General features: G+C 64.9%; 15 protein-coding genes. 8 read left to right on the top strand and 7 right to left on the bottom strand.

Annotation, left to right across the window (positions count from 1 at the left end; translation table 11 throughout):
• Positions 1–269: 269 nt before the first annotated feature.
• Positions 270–671 carry a hypothetical protein gene (locus FCI23_RS43395; protein ID WP_136729567.1) on the top strand — a complete coding sequence of 134 codons (402 nt, stop codon included), beginning with the start codon at positions 270–272 and terminating at the stop codon, positions 669–671.
• Positions 672–935: 264 nt separating this feature from the next.
• Here FCI23_RS43395 and FCI23_RS58740 read toward each other — a convergent pair whose 3' ends face one another.
• The 4 genes from FCI23_RS58740 to FCI23_RS43375 all read right to left on the bottom strand — a co-directional run bounded on the left by FCI23_RS58740 (position 936) and on the right by FCI23_RS43375 (position 5,223).
• Positions 936–3,065: an NACHT domain-containing protein gene (locus FCI23_RS58740; protein WP_211265713.1), complete on the bottom strand. Its 2,130-nt coding sequence runs from the start codon at positions 3,063–3,065 to the stop codon at positions 936–938.
• A 550-nt stretch (positions 3,066–3,615) separates the two neighbouring features.
• Positions 3,616–3,969, bottom strand: a complete 354-nt coding sequence (locus tag FCI23_RS43385) for a hypothetical protein (RefSeq protein WP_136729565.1) — start codon at positions 3,967–3,969, stop codon at positions 3,616–3,618.
• A gap of 211 nt (positions 3,970–4,180) precedes the next feature.
• Positions 4,181–4,378 (bottom strand): DUF397 domain-containing protein, encoded by a 198-nt coding sequence (locus tag FCI23_RS43380; RefSeq protein WP_136729564.1) that lies wholly within the window; start codon positions 4,376–4,378, stop codon positions 4,181–4,183.
• Positions 4,375–5,223 carry a helix-turn-helix domain-containing protein gene (locus FCI23_RS43375; protein ID WP_136729563.1) on the bottom strand — a complete coding sequence of 283 codons (849 nt, stop codon included), beginning with the start codon at positions 5,221–5,223 and terminating at the stop codon, positions 4,375–4,377. The genes FCI23_RS43380 and FCI23_RS43375 overlap by 4 nt, the downstream gene beginning before the upstream one ends.
• Before the next feature lie 227 nt (positions 5,224–5,450).
• On the opposite strand from FCI23_RS43375, the gene FCI23_RS43370 reads away from it, so the two are divergent.
• Both FCI23_RS43370 and FCI23_RS43365 read left to right on the top strand, forming a co-directional pair.
• Positions 5,451–6,101: an ATP-binding protein gene (locus FCI23_RS43370; RefSeq protein ID WP_136729562.1), complete on the top strand. Its 651-nt coding sequence runs from the start codon at positions 5,451–5,453 to the stop codon at positions 6,099–6,101.
• Entirely contained in the window at positions 6,101–6,664 is a 564-nt protein-coding gene (locus tag FCI23_RS43365) for a hypothetical protein (protein ID WP_136729561.1), read from the top strand. Before FCI23_RS43370 ends, FCI23_RS43365 begins: the two co-directional genes overlap by 1 nt.
• A gap of 435 nt (positions 6,665–7,099) precedes the next feature.
• Here FCI23_RS43365 and FCI23_RS43360 read toward each other — a convergent pair whose 3' ends face one another.
• Entirely contained in the window at positions 7,100–7,387 is a 288-nt protein-coding gene (locus FCI23_RS43360) for a hypothetical protein (protein WP_136729560.1), read from the bottom strand.
• A gap of 164 nt (positions 7,388–7,551) precedes the next feature.
• The gene (locus tag FCI23_RS43355) at positions 7,552–8,382 is read right to left on the bottom strand and encodes a hypothetical protein (protein WP_136729559.1); all 831 of its coding nucleotides are present in this window, start codon (positions 8,380–8,382) and stop codon (positions 7,552–7,554) included.
• A gap of 262 nt (positions 8,383–8,644) precedes the next feature.
• On the opposite strand from FCI23_RS43355, the gene FCI23_RS43350 reads away from it, so the two are divergent.
• The 5 genes from FCI23_RS43350 to FCI23_RS43330 all read left to right on the top strand — a co-directional run bounded on the left by FCI23_RS43350 (position 8,645) and on the right by FCI23_RS43330 (position 14,860).
• Positions 8,645–9,331, top strand: a complete 687-nt coding sequence (locus FCI23_RS43350; protein WP_136729558.1) for a hypothetical protein — start codon at positions 8,645–8,647, stop codon at positions 9,329–9,331.
• Positions 9,332–9,369: 38 nt separating this feature from the next.
• The gene (locus tag FCI23_RS43345; protein ID WP_136729557.1) at positions 9,370–10,788 is read left to right on the top strand and encodes a ParB N-terminal domain-containing protein; all 1,419 of its coding nucleotides are present in this window, start codon (positions 9,370–9,372) and stop codon (positions 10,786–10,788) included.
• On the top strand, positions 10,785–12,614 hold the full coding sequence (locus tag FCI23_RS43340; RefSeq protein ID WP_136729556.1) for a DEAD/DEAH box helicase: 1,830 nt from the start codon (positions 10,785–10,787) through the stop codon (positions 12,612–12,614). The genes FCI23_RS43345 and FCI23_RS43340 overlap by 4 nt, the downstream gene beginning before the upstream one ends.
• A complete protein-coding gene (locus FCI23_RS64185; protein WP_136729555.1) occupies positions 12,595–13,410 on the top strand; it encodes a DUF3883 domain-containing protein in 816 nt (271 codons plus the stop codon). The genes FCI23_RS43340 and FCI23_RS64185 overlap by 20 nt, the downstream gene beginning before the upstream one ends.
• Positions 13,411–13,726: 316 nt before the next feature.
• Entirely contained in the window at positions 13,727–14,860 is a 1,134-nt protein-coding gene (locus FCI23_RS43330) for a DNA cytosine methyltransferase (protein WP_136729554.1), read from the top strand.
• Positions 14,861–14,874: 14 nt separating this feature from the next.
• Here the strand turns inward: FCI23_RS43330 and FCI23_RS43325 are convergent, their stop codons facing one another.
• Positions 14,875–15,372 (bottom strand): very short patch repair endonuclease, encoded by a 498-nt coding sequence (locus FCI23_RS43325; protein WP_265737821.1) that lies wholly within the window; start codon positions 15,370–15,372, stop codon positions 14,875–14,877.
• Positions 15,373–15,895 lie beyond the last annotated feature (523 nt).

Below are 15,895 nucleotides of genomic sequence, written 5' to 3'. Positions count from 1 at the left end.
TGTTCTACCCGCACGAGAGCCGCGGCCCGCTCTTCCGGGTCAAGAGGACGACGACCACGGCTCGAAGTACGTCAAGTTGCGTACCTCCGCAGGATGGGACGTGGCCAGGCCGAGGTTATGCCAGGTCGTCACCTGGGTTGAGTACGGCTGCCGAGACTCGGACGCTAGCTGCCAACGGATCCTCGTGTTCCCACACGCGGATGACGGTCCACCCCGCCTCGCGGAGGAGTCGATCTGTCTCAGCATCTCGAGCCCGGTTGCCTTCGATCTTGGTGTTCCAGAACTACCTTCGACGCGAGAGGTCAGCTGGCACGAGGTGCGCCCAGAGCTACCAATCGATCAAGCACGTTTTGCGGCGCCTGGACGACATTGCCCTTGAGGTGCTGTCCGCCTTCAGCGCCGACGCCTTGCTCCGCACGGGACCCGAGCTAACACCTGTGCGTGAGTTGGCGTGGGAAGCGGAAGCCATCGACGCGAGCTGGATCAAGGAGTCTGTCAGGTACCGCGACGCGGATGAAAACGTCCGAGACGATGATCTGCAGCGCTATGACGAGCTGAAGTTCGCCTTCGCTCTCGAAGGCTTGGAGGTCCCTTCTGCCCTCTGCAGGGTGGACAACCTGTTTCTGAACCCTGGAAGTGCAGGTCATCGTCCAGGAAGCGGAGCCGAGTGAAACGCGAGGCATTCGAGAAGGCGTCGCGGTAACGGATGCGCGATTGGAAGGGCTGATGCTGCTTAAGACAGAAGTCAAACGGTCACCGCTGTTTCCGTCTTGACCGTGGTCAAGACGGTCCAGGGCCCGTCACTTGTACAGGGCACAGTCTCTGCCTCTCGCCGCTGGCCTGGCCTGCCCTGGCAGAGGCCCGGAACTCTTCCCATTCAGCTTATGGCTTGCGGAACGGACGGCGAGGGAATCCGGTACGGGACCGACAGGCGTTCAGGTTTGGTGCTGAGCTAGGTGGCGTTGCAGGTCGATGTGCCGGAACTGGTACACCGCCCCGACCTGTCGCAGCACGCTGCGGTGTTCGTGTGCGTCCCGCAGGAATGCCATCAGATCCCGCGGGACTTTACGGCGCACCACCAGGTAAGTCCGCGCCATCACGAAGTATGCCCATGCCGTTTGCGACAGCCCGCCCGCGGTCCCGAACGCGATCCCGAACGCGATCCCGACCCCGAGCCCGTTCGTGACCCCGACCCCGACCCCGTACGAGTCCCCGAACGTGACCCCGACCCCGACCCCGACCCCGACCCCGAACGCGATCCCGACTGCGAGCCCGAACGCGATGAACGCACGGCGGTCCAAGGAGAACTGTGTGACTGGCCCGGTGATGGAGGTCAGGTCAGGCTCCTCTGTCTCAAGTCCGAGCGCAATCCCGAGAGCAATCCCGACCGCGGGCCCGACCGCGAGCCCGCCCGCGAGCCCGCCCCCAAGCCCGCCCGCGAGTTGGCCCGCGATCCCCAGCGCGATCCCGAGCGTGATCCCGCCCCCGAGCCCGACTGCGAGCCCGCTGGGCGACCAGCGAAGCCGGGTGCTCGGAGTGGCAGAGCCCACTCTGCGCCCGAGCGTGCGCCCGAACGCGATCGCGACCGCGAGTCCGCCCGCGAGTCCGCCCGCGAGTCCGACCGCGAGTCCGCCCCCGAACCCGCCCGCTACCCCGAACGCCAGGCCGCCCGCGATCCCAGCCGGGATCGCGGCTGTCAGGCGGCGGGTGCGTGCCGGGAGGGCTTGGGGGAGTTCCCACCAGGCGAGGTCCGGGCTGCCTCCGCGCTGGTTCTGCAGGAACTGGGCGAGGAAGACGAAAGTGCGGTGGGCTTGTTCGGCTGTCCAGCGGGGAGGGTAGGGGTTGTGGGGGGTGTAGGCGGCGGGGATGAAGGCCCGGAACAGGTAGGTGTCCACCGTGGTGCGGTCGGGGAAGGCCGTGGTGTCGCACAGTTCGTCAGGGTGCGGGGCTGCGGGCCCGGGTTCGGTGTTGGGGCGGGGGTTGTAGATGGTGCGGGCCAGGAACAGCCCCAGCGGGGTGCCCAGCGCCTGGCCGACGGGGGTGGCGGTGCCCAGGCTGGTGGCCACGGTGTCCCACCGGTCGGCGGCTGGGGCGTGCGGGCCGCCTGCATCCCGGCGCAGGTAGTCGGCCGCAGCTTCGGGGGTGAGTGGGAGGAGTTGGATGGCGGCGGCGCCGTTGAGGCGGACCGTGGTGTCCGAGCAGGTGAGGGCGGCCCGGTAGGGGGCGGCGCGGCTTGCCAGGACCAGGGGCTGTTTGGCGGGCAGGGCGCGGTTTAGGGCGTCGAGCGCGGTGGCGTGCCAGGCGGGCGGCAGTTCGTCGAGGCCGTCGAGCAGGGGCAGGATGCGGCCGGCGTCCAGCAGCGCCTGGGCCAGATCACCGGGTGCGCCAGCAGTGGTGGTAACCGGGGTGGGTGCGGGGGTGCGCAGGCCGGGGTGAGTGCGGCGCAGCTGTTCGGCCAGCCATGTCTTCAATGGCTGGCGGGGGTTCCAGGAGGCCAGGGAGAACAGCACGGGCACCGGGGAGCTGTCGGTGCGGCGTTCGATTAGGTCCTGCAGCAGCCGGATCAGCAGCACGCTCTTGCCCGCGCCGGGCTCGCCCAGGACTACCAGGCGCCGGGTGGGCACCCGGTCGGTGAACACCTCTCCGATCTGGGCGTCGGCTCCGGCCAGTCCGGCTGGGTGGTGGGGCCATAGGGCGGGGTCGCCGGGTGGCCCGCCGGGCCAGGCGCGGGCCAGGTCCGTCAGCAGCGGCCAGGACTCGGCCAGGTCGTCGTCGGTGGCCCGCCATGCGACCGGCAGCGGGTAGGGGTCGTTGACCCGGCGGACGGCCGCCTCATCATCCCACTGAGCCTTGACCGCCACCGCGAGCTGCCCGGCAGCGGTGTCCAGATCGATGGCGGTAGCCTCGGCACGGTCGGCACGGAACGCCGCCCAGGTGATGTAGGCCGGCGCCAGACTCAGTACCACCGCCACCGCAGTTTGGGCCGTTCCCAGATGGAAGTACCGGGACAGGGCCAACGCGACAATCGTTCCCAGCACGACCAGCAGCAGGTACCGCACTCCCACACGCCCAGGTCTCCCACGTCCCATGTCAGATCATCCTGCCGCACCTCACGCAGGCTAGGGAACCGTTCGGTAACAAAGCAGGGTGCGACGCCGCCCTGGTGCGGGCACACAGCCCGCACCAGTGACAGCCATCGTGGCCCGGATGCCTTCAGCAGGAGCAGCGCCCGGCTTGGCAGGTTCGGCACAAGAAGCAGGCACTTACCCGCTTACGGCAGCGCGAACGCCGGTGCTGCGGCCAGGCCGCCGGTGAGTAGGGCCCGTACGGCGGCGAGGCCGGACCTGCTGGGTGTTGGCGCCGCTGCGACTGGTGCTGCCGCGCATCGGCGGCAAGTTCCGTCGAGCTGTCCGCGCGGGAGGGGGTCGCGGCATGCGTCGCGCGCAACTCGCCCTCCGACTCCCCCCGGGAGAGCGGCGCCAGCTGGCACGCGATCGCCAGCACCATCGCGGCCGGACGGCGCTCCGGGTCCACCACCGGCGCAGGGGTCCGCAAGTTGCTGCGCCGGGTCGCCGCCTGCACCTCGTACCAGGGCGACCCCGGCAGATCCGACCGTCACATCAGCGACAACAGCGCCTCCTGCGCCTGGCCGGCCCTGCTGAACCACCGATGCGTCGCGAAGGTGCGGAGGTAGGCGCCGAGCAGCTGGTGGTCCGGCGTGAACTCGGGCCGGACCAGCTCCGGCGGATGCTCCAGCCGTGCGTCCCGCATGGTGGCGATCGCCCCAACGGAGACCAGGGCCCAGAAGCGGTCGTACTCCGCCACGGATCTGAACGCCCGCCGCGTAACCTCCGCCGCCGGGGCATCCGTCGGATCCAGCCCGTACAAGGTCTCCCACATCCGGCCGAGTATCGAGGCGCCGTCCCAGTAATTGCCGAGGAACTTGCTGCCGGTGAGGATCTCGTACACCCCGTAGAAGGCACCCGCTTGATGCCCCCGTGGAACTCCGTGTAATCCCTCGCCCACATCAATAACGCGATCGGGTCCGGCAGCGCCGTCCCCACCTCGTCCGGCCCGCTCGCCGACTGCGGATCAAGGTCCACGAGCCTCAGGATTCGCATCCGGGCCTGCGCCGACAGCGCGATCAGCTCCCGGGTGTCGGCGCCGAAGTGCCCCTTCCCTACACGAGCTGGCGCTCACGTATCGCGCCGACGAACGACGTCCACGCGGCACCGGCGAACTGCAGTCTGGGGCCGTCGGGGTCCGTGCTGTCGCGTACGGCAACGCCGGTCGACAGGAATGCGGTTTCGATGCACTCCGACGTCCCCGCGCCGCTGTACGAGGACTTGAACCAGGTGTTCTCATCTGCGTTGTTCATCGCATCTCCTCATATGCCTGCTCTATCCGCGCGATCGAGGCAGGAATGTCCAAAGCCTGGGCCCGCAAGTAGTCCCAGGCCCGTCGGTAGCAATCCAACTCTTCATCCTTCTCCATGAACAGTGCACCGGTGTGGATGTCCAAGTACACGACGTCGAGGGAGGGCTCCGCGCCGCCGAGGATCACAAAGCTGCCCATCGCGGCTGCATGCGCCCCGGTCGAGAAGGGCAGCACCTGCAATGTGATCTTGGGCGATTCGCTGCAGCGCATCAGATGCTCCAGTTGCGCACGCATCACCGCCGGCCCACCCACGGCTCGTCGAACGACTGACTCGTCCAGTACGGCCCACAAATGCGGCGCAGTGGCCCGCTCCAGGATTTCCTGTCTCTTCATGCGGATGCCCACGAGTCGGTCGATCTCCTCTGCGGACAAGCGCATCTCGGAGGCGAGGTTCACCGCTTCCGCGTAGTCACGCGTCTGCAACAGGCCGGGCACGTATAGCGTGGTGAAGTGGTCTTCCCGGACCGCTTCGTCCTCCAGTGTGAGCATGAGGTTCATCGTTTCGGGGATGGTCCCGGCGATCGAACTCCACCAACCCTGCACGTTCGCGTCCTTCGCGAGGTTGACGACCGCCGCACGTTCCGCCTCGCTGGCCTCGTACTCACGGCACAGCGCATCCACGATGGGCCACTTGACCGGCCCTTCCTTCGTCTCGTACCGGCTGACGGTGGCCTTCGACACGCCGACGAGGCTTCCGGCCTCCTCAAGGGTCATGCCCTTGCGTTCCCGGAGCTTACGCATCGTCGCGCCCAACTGGCGGCGACGAGTTGTGGGCCTGGGTGACATGGTGCAGCGCCTCCGTTCCGCGCCTGCTGCGGATGTTCATTGCCCATGCCCAGCGGTGCGCAGAAACGAGGCTACGGGGCACAGCGGCTGATCAGCCACCAGATCTATCGAGTGGGACTTGCGTGAGAAGTTACATGGAGGAACTTCTCGCTGTCATACTCGCATGCAGAGCGCTACTGGACGTACGCATGCTGTGATGCTGCCGTCACGAAAGGGGCTGACTGCCCATGCACAAGAACCGAGACAACGCCCTCCGTAGACACTGCGTCCTCCCCTTCGGGGCCGAGCCAGGAGCCGTCCCTGCCTTGCGCCGCGCTGTGGGCCGCCAACTCGCCGCCTGGGACGCATCCGCTGTCACCGACGTCGCCCAGCTGGCCGTCACAGAGCTCGCGGCAAACGTCATCAAGCACGTCGGTGAGGGGACGGCGGCCACTCTCGTCATGGAGGACGAGGCCGGGTGCCTGCGCATCGAAATGCACGACACCAGCCCGGTGTTGCCGACATGCCGCCAGGCCACCCCCGACCAGGAAGCCGGTCGAGGGATCGCCTTGGTGACGGCTATCACTGACGGGTGGTTCTGCGTCTCCACGGCCGCCGGCAAGGCGGTGTGCTGCGAAGTCTCCTATTCGGCACGGAAGCCGGACAACGCACACAACCGAGAGCGCATCAGCCGCGCTATGGCGTTCGTCGAGGCCTACGCCCTCTACTGGCGCAGCCCCGAGACTCACCCCCTCCGCAGTGCACCCGCCGTGGCCGAAGTGGCCACGGATCTGATCACAGACCTGATCTGCTGGCTCGCCGACAAGGGTTACGACCCCGACGACATCCTCGACCGAGCCCAGACGCACTTCGAAGCCGAACAACTCACGGAGGCCTGATGCTGGAAATCTCGGACGCCAACGTCGTCGGGATCATCGCGGAGTTCAGTCCGTCGTCCACCGACCCGTTGCATGCTCTCGACCTGGAATTCGTCCTGCGGGCTGCTCACAAGGTTGGTCTCCTGGGCGGTATTGAGGTCTACCCATTCTTCGGCCCGTCTGTCGGTGACGACTGGACGCTGCTAACGGTCCGGATCTCCTCCGGGATCACCGTCATGTCCGGTCCGATTCCCTGGGGGGAACTGTCCTCAGCCAAGGGTCTTGAGCGTCCGGCTGAGGTCAGGTACATCCTGAGCCGGCTGGACGAGATCGCTCAGGGACTGAGCTCTAGGTTCAACGCCGAAGCGACGCTTCGGGCTGCGCCCGAACTCAAGCGGGTCCGGTATCTGGTGCGGAAGGCCGAAGCCATCAACAAGGCTTGGGCAGAGGCCTCCGCCAAGCACCGGGACGCGGCCGGCGTCGTTGCCGAGAAGGATCAGCGCCGGTATGACGAGTTGAGGATCGGCGCGGCCCTTGACGCATGGAAGGTCTCTTCTGCGTTGGCGGAGGTCAAGGGGCTTTAAGTTGAAGCCGGTTTGCACCTCGAGGTGGATGAAGAACCGTTCGACCGTGGGGCGTTGGCTTCCCTGCCGGCTCATGCGGGGGAGCGTCTTCATCAGGAGTGCGCCTCCGTGCGTCTCCGTGCGGCAGCGCGAAAGATCGGGCGCGTTTCCGCCGTTGCTGACGGTGGAAACGCGCCCGATCCTTCGCACTGCGCGTTCACGGCGTCCGGGCGCGAAGCCTCCGCGCTCTTGCCTGCTGCGGGGCAGCAGGCGGCGACTCACCGCGGCGCGCGCTCGGTGACAGGCCGCAGTACCTCAACTTTCGCGGGCACGGCCAGCCAGCACCTGGGCTGACATGCAATGGGTGTGATGTCGAGCGGTCAGCGCTGCCGCCGAGGACGGCCGCGATCAGGCGGGCATGCAAGATCGAAGACCAGGGCAGCGGATACCTGGCTCTTACTCCTTACCCTCGTCCTCGGCGTCCTCCTCCTCAGCGCCCGGCTCTTCCGCGCTCCAGGAGAGCCAGAACTTCACCTCCTCGCCCTTGCCGATCCGCACGTGCCCCCGACGTCCCCGCCGCCGCTTCGGCCGAGCGTCAGGGGGGCGCCGGACCCGGATCCAGGGGCTGAACAAAGCGCCGAAGACCGGAACAATGAAGGCCGTGGCGACCAAGGCGGCCTTGGTGCCTCCGCCGCCGAACCGCAACGACACCGCCAGGAAAGCGACGCTACAGACGGCGATCACGTAGGCAGCGAGGTCGTGGCCGGGGCTATGCGAGGACTCCTGCTTGGAAGGGGGCGCTTCCTCCGGCCAGAGCCGTCCCCCGACGAGTTGGTATCGATGATGACTCCTTGGTGAGGCGCAGTGTCGCGACGGGCAGTGAACGGTGATGCTGAACTCAGGAGGGCCTACGAACGAAGCGGCGGCGAGGCGGCGCGGAGCAGTACGTCCGCATCCGCATGCCGCCGCTCCCGGTTGAGCGTCTGTGCGATGTTGAGCACGGCCCTGAGGTCGCGCTGACCGGCACTGGTAAGAACGGTTTCGGCGGCGGCGTCCAGACCTGCCGCCCGGAACGCCCGAACGGCCACCGGGACGTCATGCACGGGCAGGGACCGGCCCGTGTTCTGGAGGATGACCAAGGCGTCCAGGACACGCCCTCCAGCGAGGTGGGCGGTGACTTCCTCAAGCCCCGTCCATGTCGGCCCCGGCGGCGGAGTGTCTTGCCGGTCCCCCTTCGGCGGGGGGACCGGCAAGACCGGCGGCCCCGCTGGAGGTTCCTGCGTACGCCGATTGCTCTCGGTCGCACGAGCGAGGGCGGCCTTTCGGTGCGTCTTGCCGACACTGGGGCGGGCCGGCTTGCGGTCGGATGCGGCGACGTCCGCCGCATCGGCCAGGAGAGCGGAAGAGTCGGCATTGCGGCACGCGGAACACAGCGGCTGCAGGGCGCACGTGCGCAGATCGAGCAGGTCGGACATTGAGACGGGTACCTGTTGTCCAGTCTCTGTGGCCTTGGACTCGGCGACCTTGCACAGGTCCTTGATGAACACCTCCGCCGGGATGCTGGCGGCACGGAAGTACCGCGACAGTGTCGGCGCGCTGGAGTAGACCAGCCCCTTGAGGTCGCGGTACGACAAGCCGATGAATCTACGCAATTCCCCTAGTTTCTGGGCAAGCTCCCGCTGTGCGGGGGTGCTCTCCGAGGGGAAGCGTCCGCTGATGTGCCCTTTAGGTGGCAACATCCCTCCGTTCTAGCGTGACTGACGGCAAGTCTGGTTCGCAGGGCGACAGCTTAGTGGCTAAGTCTGATCAGTGTTGCGAGAGTTGGCGAAGAGGTGCATGTTTCACATCAGATGGAACACGCGAAAGATCTGGCGAAACCTGTCGCGATGAGGCTGAATGGTGGGGCGGTGAAGCCGCTGGTCCCGAGTCGGTTGACGACGGGCACGGTGTGTTGACCTGGTTGTTTTCCGTCCCGAATATCCGGCCGAAAGGTGCAAAACGATGGAAATGCCGTCCTGGGAGGACCCGAAGCTCGGCACCATGAAGCGGGCTGCCCTATGGCTGGTATCGGTCGTAGGCGAAGGTAATACGTTCAAAAAAGCGCAGCTTCGAGAGGCATTTCCGGACACTTCGCAAATTGACCGACGTATGCGTGATCTCCGGGACTTTGGGTGGCAGATCGATACCAACCGGGAGGATGTGACGCTCGGCGCCAACGAGCAGCGCTTCGTCCAGCAGGGGGAACCGGTCTGGGAGCCTGGTAAGGCGACCAAGGCCGGCTCGACGATCAACGCCACCAAGCGCCGGGAGATCATGGCGCGGGACGGTCACTTCTGCCGATCCTGCGGCATCGCACCTGGAGAGCTCTTTGCCGGCACCTACGAGGCCGCTCAGCTCGACATCGCGCGCCGCGAAGTACGCCTCCCTGGCGGGGAAACCGCAGAGGAGCTTGTCACCGAGTGCAACCGGTGCCGGGTAGGAGGCCGTGGGCTGACCGCCGACGTCAGCGCGGTGGTGTCGGCCGTCGCCCACCTGGGAGCCATGGAACGTAAGGTCTTGGCCGACTGGGTCGCTGCGGACCAGCGTCATTTCAGCGGGGTAGAGAGGCTCTGGGCCGACTACCGGACTCTCCCCGAGGAGTCCCGGGCTAGGGTCCGTGAGGCGCTGGAATCGGCGGATACTGCCTGACGTTGCTGGACCGACGGGGATTCGGAGGAGAGAGAACGATGAGCAGGGACTTTGGCAGGCCGCCGCTGGCGGAGGACAACCGGGCACTCGTTGAGCAGCGCCTGAAAGAAGTTGCTGGGTCGGCCGGCGTGCGCGAGACACTGACCATTGAGTGGCGAGGACAGCCAAAGCATGTCGAGGTGATCGACATGCCGGTGGACGTCCTTTACTACAACCCGGGCACGCACCGCATCCGTGCTCAGCGCAGTCACGACCCGGCACAGGACGGGCTTCTTGACGAGAATCCTTGGAGCCCTGAGAGCCAGGACTACCTGCACCACCTGCTGAAAGCACTGCCGGCTGATCCGTCGAAGCAAGATCCTGCCTTCGACGAGCTTCTTGTCAGTCTCAGGGAGTTCAAGCAGAGTGACCCGGGGCTGATCACACGTGACGGCATCCTCGTCAACGGCAACACCAGGCGGGCTGCGCTCAAGGAACTAGGGACAGCGAACGTCCGGGTAGCGGTACTGCCGGAATCCTGCACCTGGGACGACATCAGCACGGTCGAGTTGTCGTTGCAGCTCAGGAAGGACCACCGGAGGGATTACTCCTACATCAACCGGCTGCTGGCGATTGAGGAGCAGCAGGCCACCGGCAAGCTCCTGGCTGACATCGCTCGCGACTTCCGGACGAGGCCCGCGACTTGCGAGCAAGACCTGTGGATCCTGACTTGCCTGCGAGACCTCGTCGAGAGGAGCAGGGACGGGGAGGTGCAGCTCCGGCTCATGGACTTCGAGCAGCACCAGGAGAAACTCAAAGAGCTTCACCGTGCCTATACGAAGGAGTCACTCGTCAGCAAGGAGAACGCTGACGTACTGAAGGAGAGCCGCCTGGCGGCTATCGTCCTCGACTTCTCCAAAACGGACGTGCGGAACATCGATGAGACGTTCAAATCCCGCTACCTTGACCAACGGCTACCGGAGGCGCTCAAACCGAAGTCGGTGGCAGCCGCCTCCGTGGTGATCCCGGGCCTTAACCGTTCTATCAAGGCGGCAGATCCGAAGGTGGCAGCGGCCAAGGCGCTCACCGACTCCATTCTCCGAGCGAAGGCGCTTGAGAATGCAGGGGAGACCGCGTCGGCCGAGCGGGTCGCTGAGGCATCCCGCACCTTCGCGGCGGCCCGTGACGCGTTTGATGGTGCGCTGGACCCGGCCGGCCGGGACGCGCGTCTGCGGAAGCGCAAGCAGGCAGCGCCCGACCGTCTCAACGACGCGTGCCAGGACATCGACCAGTCCGTCACTGATCTGGTGCTTGCCCGAGGGTCACGGAGCCTGGACGACGAGGCCTTCGACGAGGCTGTTCTGAAGCTCCGAGAAAGCCTCCGCAAGCTGGCTATCGAGTCCCGCCGCAGCATCAAGGTCCCCGGCGACGGGGTGTCATGGCTGCTTGACGCTGTCCTCTCGGAGGATGAGCAGTGACAAATGCCGGAGAGCCGTCTCTGCGGATCGGCTTCGATGTCACCCGCACTAGGGCGGTCCTGCGCACGGTCCCGGAGTACCAGAGCGACCTGGCCCAATTGGTCGCCCGATTCCCGGCGACGGCCCAGCGCGCGTTGTTGTCCGCGGAAATCGCCCTTGATGACTTCCTGGTCGGCCTTGATGCCCTCGGCAGCTGGCCATCCCCGGACGTTGAGTGGGAGGACGCGCTCGCACAACTCGTCGGCAGCGTTCTTGACGATGCTGACACGGCCGAACAGCGCATCCACGACGGCGGGGCCGGCACGGCCAGCGTCGGTGCCGGCAAGGTCGGAGCACTACTGGGCACTGGATGGTGCGCTGACCTCACCGCCTTTCAGCGCCGCGACATCGCACACTTGCTGGCCTTGCAGCACGGCGCGAATTTCAGTGTCCCGGGAGCCGGTAAGACTCGCGTAGGGCTCGCTGTCTTCTCGGCGATGCGCGAGCGGGGCGAAGCCCAGCGGCTTCTGATTGTGAGTCCGAAGTCCGCTTACGAATCCTGGCTGTTCGAAAGTGGGGTCTGCTTCAAGGAGCCGCTCCTAGCTCAGGTCATGGACGGGAGCCCCGCCCCTGGCGCAGAGGTGATGATCGTGAACTACGAGCGGCTCGACAGGTCCCTGGCAGCTCTTGCCTCGTGGCTGCGGGCCGCACCATCAATGATCATCCTGGACGAAGCTCACCGCATGAAACTCGGCCCCCGGGGGATCTACGGCAGCGCCTGCATGGCTCTCGGCCCTCTCAGCCGACGCCGCCTGATCCTTACGGGCACCCCGGCGCCCAATGGCGCGCGCGACCTTGAGAACCTGTTGTCCTTCGTCTGGCCCGGCCGCGGACGCCGGGTAGTCACGAGCGCCGTGGCCGGCGGCGACCTTGCCCATGCCAGCTCGGTACTCAGGCCCTTGTTTACCCGGACCACAAAGCATGAGCTCGGGCTCCCGCCCTTTGAGCCGAAAATCCGGTATGTGGAGATGCCGCCGCTGCACCGCGAGGTGTACGACGCGCTCGTCGGCCGCTTTTCTGCGCGTGCGGAGGCTTCCCGGGACAACTTTGACGCACTTGGCAAAGCTCTTCTGCGTCTGCTTATGGCCGCCACCAGTCCCGCGCTGCTGCTGGAAGGAACTTCCCGGTACGAGCCGTTGGCGTATCAAGTGCCGCCGTTGGATGTACCGCAGGGAGACTCGCTGTACTCATTGATGCGTGATCTTCCGAGATACGAGATGTCTCCGAAATATACGGAAGCGCTGAGCATCGTTGCAGAGAACGCCGCCCAGGGGCGCAAGACTCTGGTCTGGACGACCTTCATCCGCAGCTTGACCACGATGGAGCAGATGTTCGCGGAGTACGGGCCCGCCGTCGTCCACGGTGGCACGCCGGACCGCGAGGAGCAGATACGCCGTTTCAGGGAAGACCCCGACTGCATGGTTCTACTGTCCAACCCCGCGACTCTCGGGGAGGGGATCAGCCTGCATCAAGTCTGCCATGACGCCGTCTATGTGGACCGTGACTTCATGGCCGGCCGTTTCTTGCAGAGCTTGGACCGGATCCATCGCCTTGGCCTTGCTCCCGGCACTGAGACGCGGGTAACGGTACTCGCCGCTGAAGGCACGGTTGACGAAGTAGTCGCACTGCGGCTTGAGGAGAAGTTGGAATTCATGGGCCGAATCCTCGACGACCCGGCCGTGCAGCAGCTGGCAGACCTGCAAGAGGAGCCCTCCGTCGCCGGCGGTATGGACATGGCTGACGTCCGGGCCCTCCTCGGTCACATCGATGTCGTCGCTTCCCGGTAACGGCACGCTCCGCGCGGCGTTGCGCTGGCTCGTGCAGCTTCGCACGGCCGATGTCGCGCGGGCACGGGCGCTGTTTATCCATCTTCCAAGGTTCGCTGACCTGACGCCGTTCCAGTACGCCGAGGGCCTTATGTGGTTGCGTCGGCAAGGTCTCGTGACCGAGTTCGGCCGGCTGGTGCCGGGAGAGCACTTAGAAGCTATGCAGGGTCTGGCAAGCGAGGCAGATCCTCAGGTAGCGGAGGCTGTTAGCGCTCTCTCCGGGAAAGTCTCGGTATCTCACCGGCAGCAGATCGGTGCGGCAGGCGAAGAAGGACTGGTGGCTCTTCTACGGGGGGCTACCCGGGCACAGGTTTGTCATGTAGCTGCGGTTACAGACAGTTACGGTTATGATATTCAGGCCCGATTGCCCGAAGGTGAAACTGCACATATCGAAGTCAAAGCTACCACCAACCCCCATAGCCTGATAGTTCATCTCACACGGCATGAATTTGAAACCATGCGCCGTGATCCTTACTGGGTCATGGCGGCAGTCTTGGTGGGTCCTGGAGCGGTGGTATCGGCCGTTGCGACTGTCAGCCGACGGTGGCTGGCGTCATCTGTGCCACAGGACCGGGACTCGTCGGGGCGCTGGGAGTCGGTAAGACTCTGTGTCCCAAGAGAGGCGTTGTCTGTAGGAATTGCGCAGCTGGGCCTGCGTGCCGACGGTGCTTGGGGGCTGAAGCTTGTAACTCCGGAGGTGGCCGGGGTGGCGGGCAGTAACGGGTCTCCCTTTGTGAGCTCATCACAGTTGGGGTGAGCCAGTCTTAACGTAACCGCAACATCATGCGATGGCGTCAACGTGAGAGAAGCGGGCATGCCCCTTTGGGGTGATGCCCGCCTGCGGTGCACAGAGGCTCAACTTGGAGCCTCGACTGCAAGTTGACCCTGCCTATCGGATGAGTGAGGTGCGGATGATACTCTCACTGCTGTTTGTTGTCACCGGAGTCCGTGGACTATGCGAGTTCGCCACGAGTTCGTCAAGCCCCTATGACAGGCTGTGCACGGACAGTCTCTGGTCTCACGCTCTGTGACACCGGCATGCCCGGAGCCAGCGTCATTGGGAGGTAGTTTATATGGATTCCAGCGATGGCACGCTGACCTCATTCGAAATCTGCGCCGGCATGGGCGGCCAGGCTCTGGGGCTCGAACAGGCAGGTTTCGGGCATGAATTCCTTGTCGAATGGGAAAAGATTGCCTGCGAAACGCTGAAGGCAAATCGTCCAGACTGGAAAGTCCATCACGGCGATCTACGCGAATACGTAGAATCCGGTGAAGCCAAGCGGCGGTTCCGAGGGGAGATAGATCTCCTAGCCGGTGGTGTCCCGTGTCCGCCATTCTCGTATGCGGGACACCAGCTTGGCAAGGATGATGAGCGGGACTTGTTCCCGACCATGGTCGAGTTGGCGGAGCAGATCCGGCCTAAAGCGATCATGATTGAAAATGTGCGTGGGCTCGCGCTGGAAAAGTTTTCCGAATATCGCAGGCAGATCCTCGGCCTGCTGCAAGAGATCAAGACGGATGACGGTAAACATCCGCTGTACCAGCTGTGTGGATGGAGGATCCTTCATGCGGAGGACTATGAAGTCCCACAGCAGCGGCCGAGATCCATTCTCGTCATGATGCAGCAGCCCTACGCTGAGCACTTTTATTGGCCCAAGGCTACCGGCCATTCCAAACAGAATCTGGCTGAGCTTCTCGAGTCGACAATGAGGGAACGCGGCCTAAAGGGTAAGAAATTCACCAAGTGGTACGGCAAGGCGTCCGTGGCATACGCTGCGCCTACCCTAGTCGGCGGCTCGAAGAAGCATGGTGGGGCGGATCTCGGGCCCACCCGGGCCAAGCGCGCTTGGGGGGCGCTGGGTATTAACGGGATGGGGGTGGCAGATCATCCGACCAGGAGGCCTGATCGGGAGATCAATCACGACCTGGGCCCAATGCTTACTGTCCGTCAGGCGGCAATGATCCAGGGATTCCCGGATGACTGGGAAATCAAGGGGCGAAAGACGGAGGCATATCGTCAGGTGGGCAACGCCTTCCCGCCCCCGGTTGCTCGCGCTGTAGGTGAGCGGATCAAACATGCCTTGGAACGCGGTGACTTGGCCAAGAACGGCGTTAGTGTTCCATTGCCTGAGATTGTCCAGCAAGAATCGATAGAGGGAGTAATAATGCGCCGAGTGAAAGAGCTGTCTCCCGTAGGGCTCTTCTGACAACGCGCCGCAATTTATTGACGGCCCACGTCGGCAGGTGTCGAAATGCCTGGGGGCGTGGGTCGTTTCTTGCGCAGACGGCGGACTGTCTCTTCAATTACGGCCGCACATTCATGTGCGGACTCATGCTCCCAAAATCGGAGAACTGTCCAGCCTTCCGCTTGCAACCGCTCATCGGTATCCCGGTCCCGGGTGACATTGCGGACGACTTTTGCTGACCAGTAACCAGGATTCGTCTTCGGGGAGACATAGTGCTCCGGGCACCCGTGCCAGTAGCAGCCATCGATGAATACAGCGACCTTCGCCGGGCGGAAGACCATGTCGGCCGTCCGGCGAAGCTTGGGCAGTGGTCGCGCGGCAACGCGGTAGCGGAGTCCTTGGGCATGGACGAGCTGGCGGATCAGGCGCTCCGGTTTGGTGTCCCGGCTGCGGATGGCCTGCATGTTCCGCCGGTTGGCCGCTGAAGAGGCCCATGAGCCTTCGGGCGGTACCCATGGGGTTGGATCGGACACCTACCTCAACCTTCTTTGGGGCGTCGTGAAGCCAGCTTGAGGAGCCAGTATCACCCTTCCACTCCGAGGCGGCCCCGATCCAGGGCTTCCCTGGCTGGTGCCGGTGGATCGGTACCGGGCCGGAGATCGCTCGACAGATTGGCACGCCATGCTGTGACTGTGGGCTCAGCGGCGTGTGCTGGCTGGAGGTGTCGACGTCGGGTGAATTCAGCCGCCGCCGACACCCTTCGCCGTCGCTTGCTCCGCCGGGTCCGTCAGCTCACGGGCGTCTCGGCGGCCGGGAAGATGACGATGCTCTGGATCTTGGTCTGTGTTCGCCGCACGTGGCGGTCGGCCGCTTCATTGCTTATATCCGTTTTCTGAATTTGGGAGATCCTCAACCTCGGACGCTCTGCGGATGAGTTCGCTAGTGTCTCGTGATCCTGCAGTCGTTACTTTGATCGATGGGGCTCGTTGGTTCTGGCATGGAGCTCTCTGTGGAACAGACCGCTGAGTTGCGGGAGTTGGTGAACAGTCGCGACGT

The sequence above is a fragment of the Actinacidiphila oryziradicis genome (genome assembly GCF_005047355.1).
GTDB lineage: Bacteria > Actinomycetota > Actinomycetes > Streptomycetales > Streptomycetaceae > Actinacidiphila > Actinacidiphila oryziradicis.
This window is presented reverse-complemented; position numbering and strand designations above follow the sequence as displayed.

Excerpts from the sequence above, each read along its gene's own strand:
- FCI23_RS43370 (WP_136729562.1), top strand. The coding sequence starts at position 5,451 with ATGCACAAGAACCGAGACAACGCCCTCCGTAGACACTGCGTCCTCCCC.
- FCI23_RS43355 (WP_136729559.1), bottom strand. The coding sequence starts at position 8,382 with ATGTTGCCACCTAAAGGGCACATCAGCGGACGCTTCCCCTCGGAGAGC.
- FCI23_RS43345 (WP_136729557.1), top strand. The coding sequence starts at position 9,370 with ATGAGCAGGGACTTTGGCAGGCCGCCGCTGGCGGAGGACAACCGGGCA.
- FCI23_RS43375 (WP_136729563.1), bottom strand. The coding sequence starts at position 5,223 with ATGTCACCCAGGCCCACAACTCGTCGCCGCCAGTTGGGCGCGACGATG.
- FCI23_RS43365 (WP_136729561.1), top strand. The coding sequence starts at position 6,101 with ATGCTGGAAATCTCGGACGCCAACGTCGTCGGGATCATCGCGGAGTTC.
- FCI23_RS43380 (WP_136729564.1), bottom strand. The coding sequence starts at position 4,378 with ATGAACAACGCAGATGAGAACACCTGGTTCAAGTCCTCGTACAGCGGC.
- FCI23_RS43330 (WP_136729554.1), top strand. The coding sequence starts at position 13,727 with ATGGATTCCAGCGATGGCACGCTGACCTCATTCGAAATCTGCGCCGGC.
- FCI23_RS43350 (WP_136729558.1), top strand. The coding sequence starts at position 8,645 with ATGGAAATGCCGTCCTGGGAGGACCCGAAGCTCGGCACCATGAAGCGG.
- FCI23_RS64185 (WP_136729555.1), top strand. The coding sequence starts at position 12,595 with ATGTCGTCGCTTCCCGGTAACGGCACGCTCCGCGCGGCGTTGCGCTGG.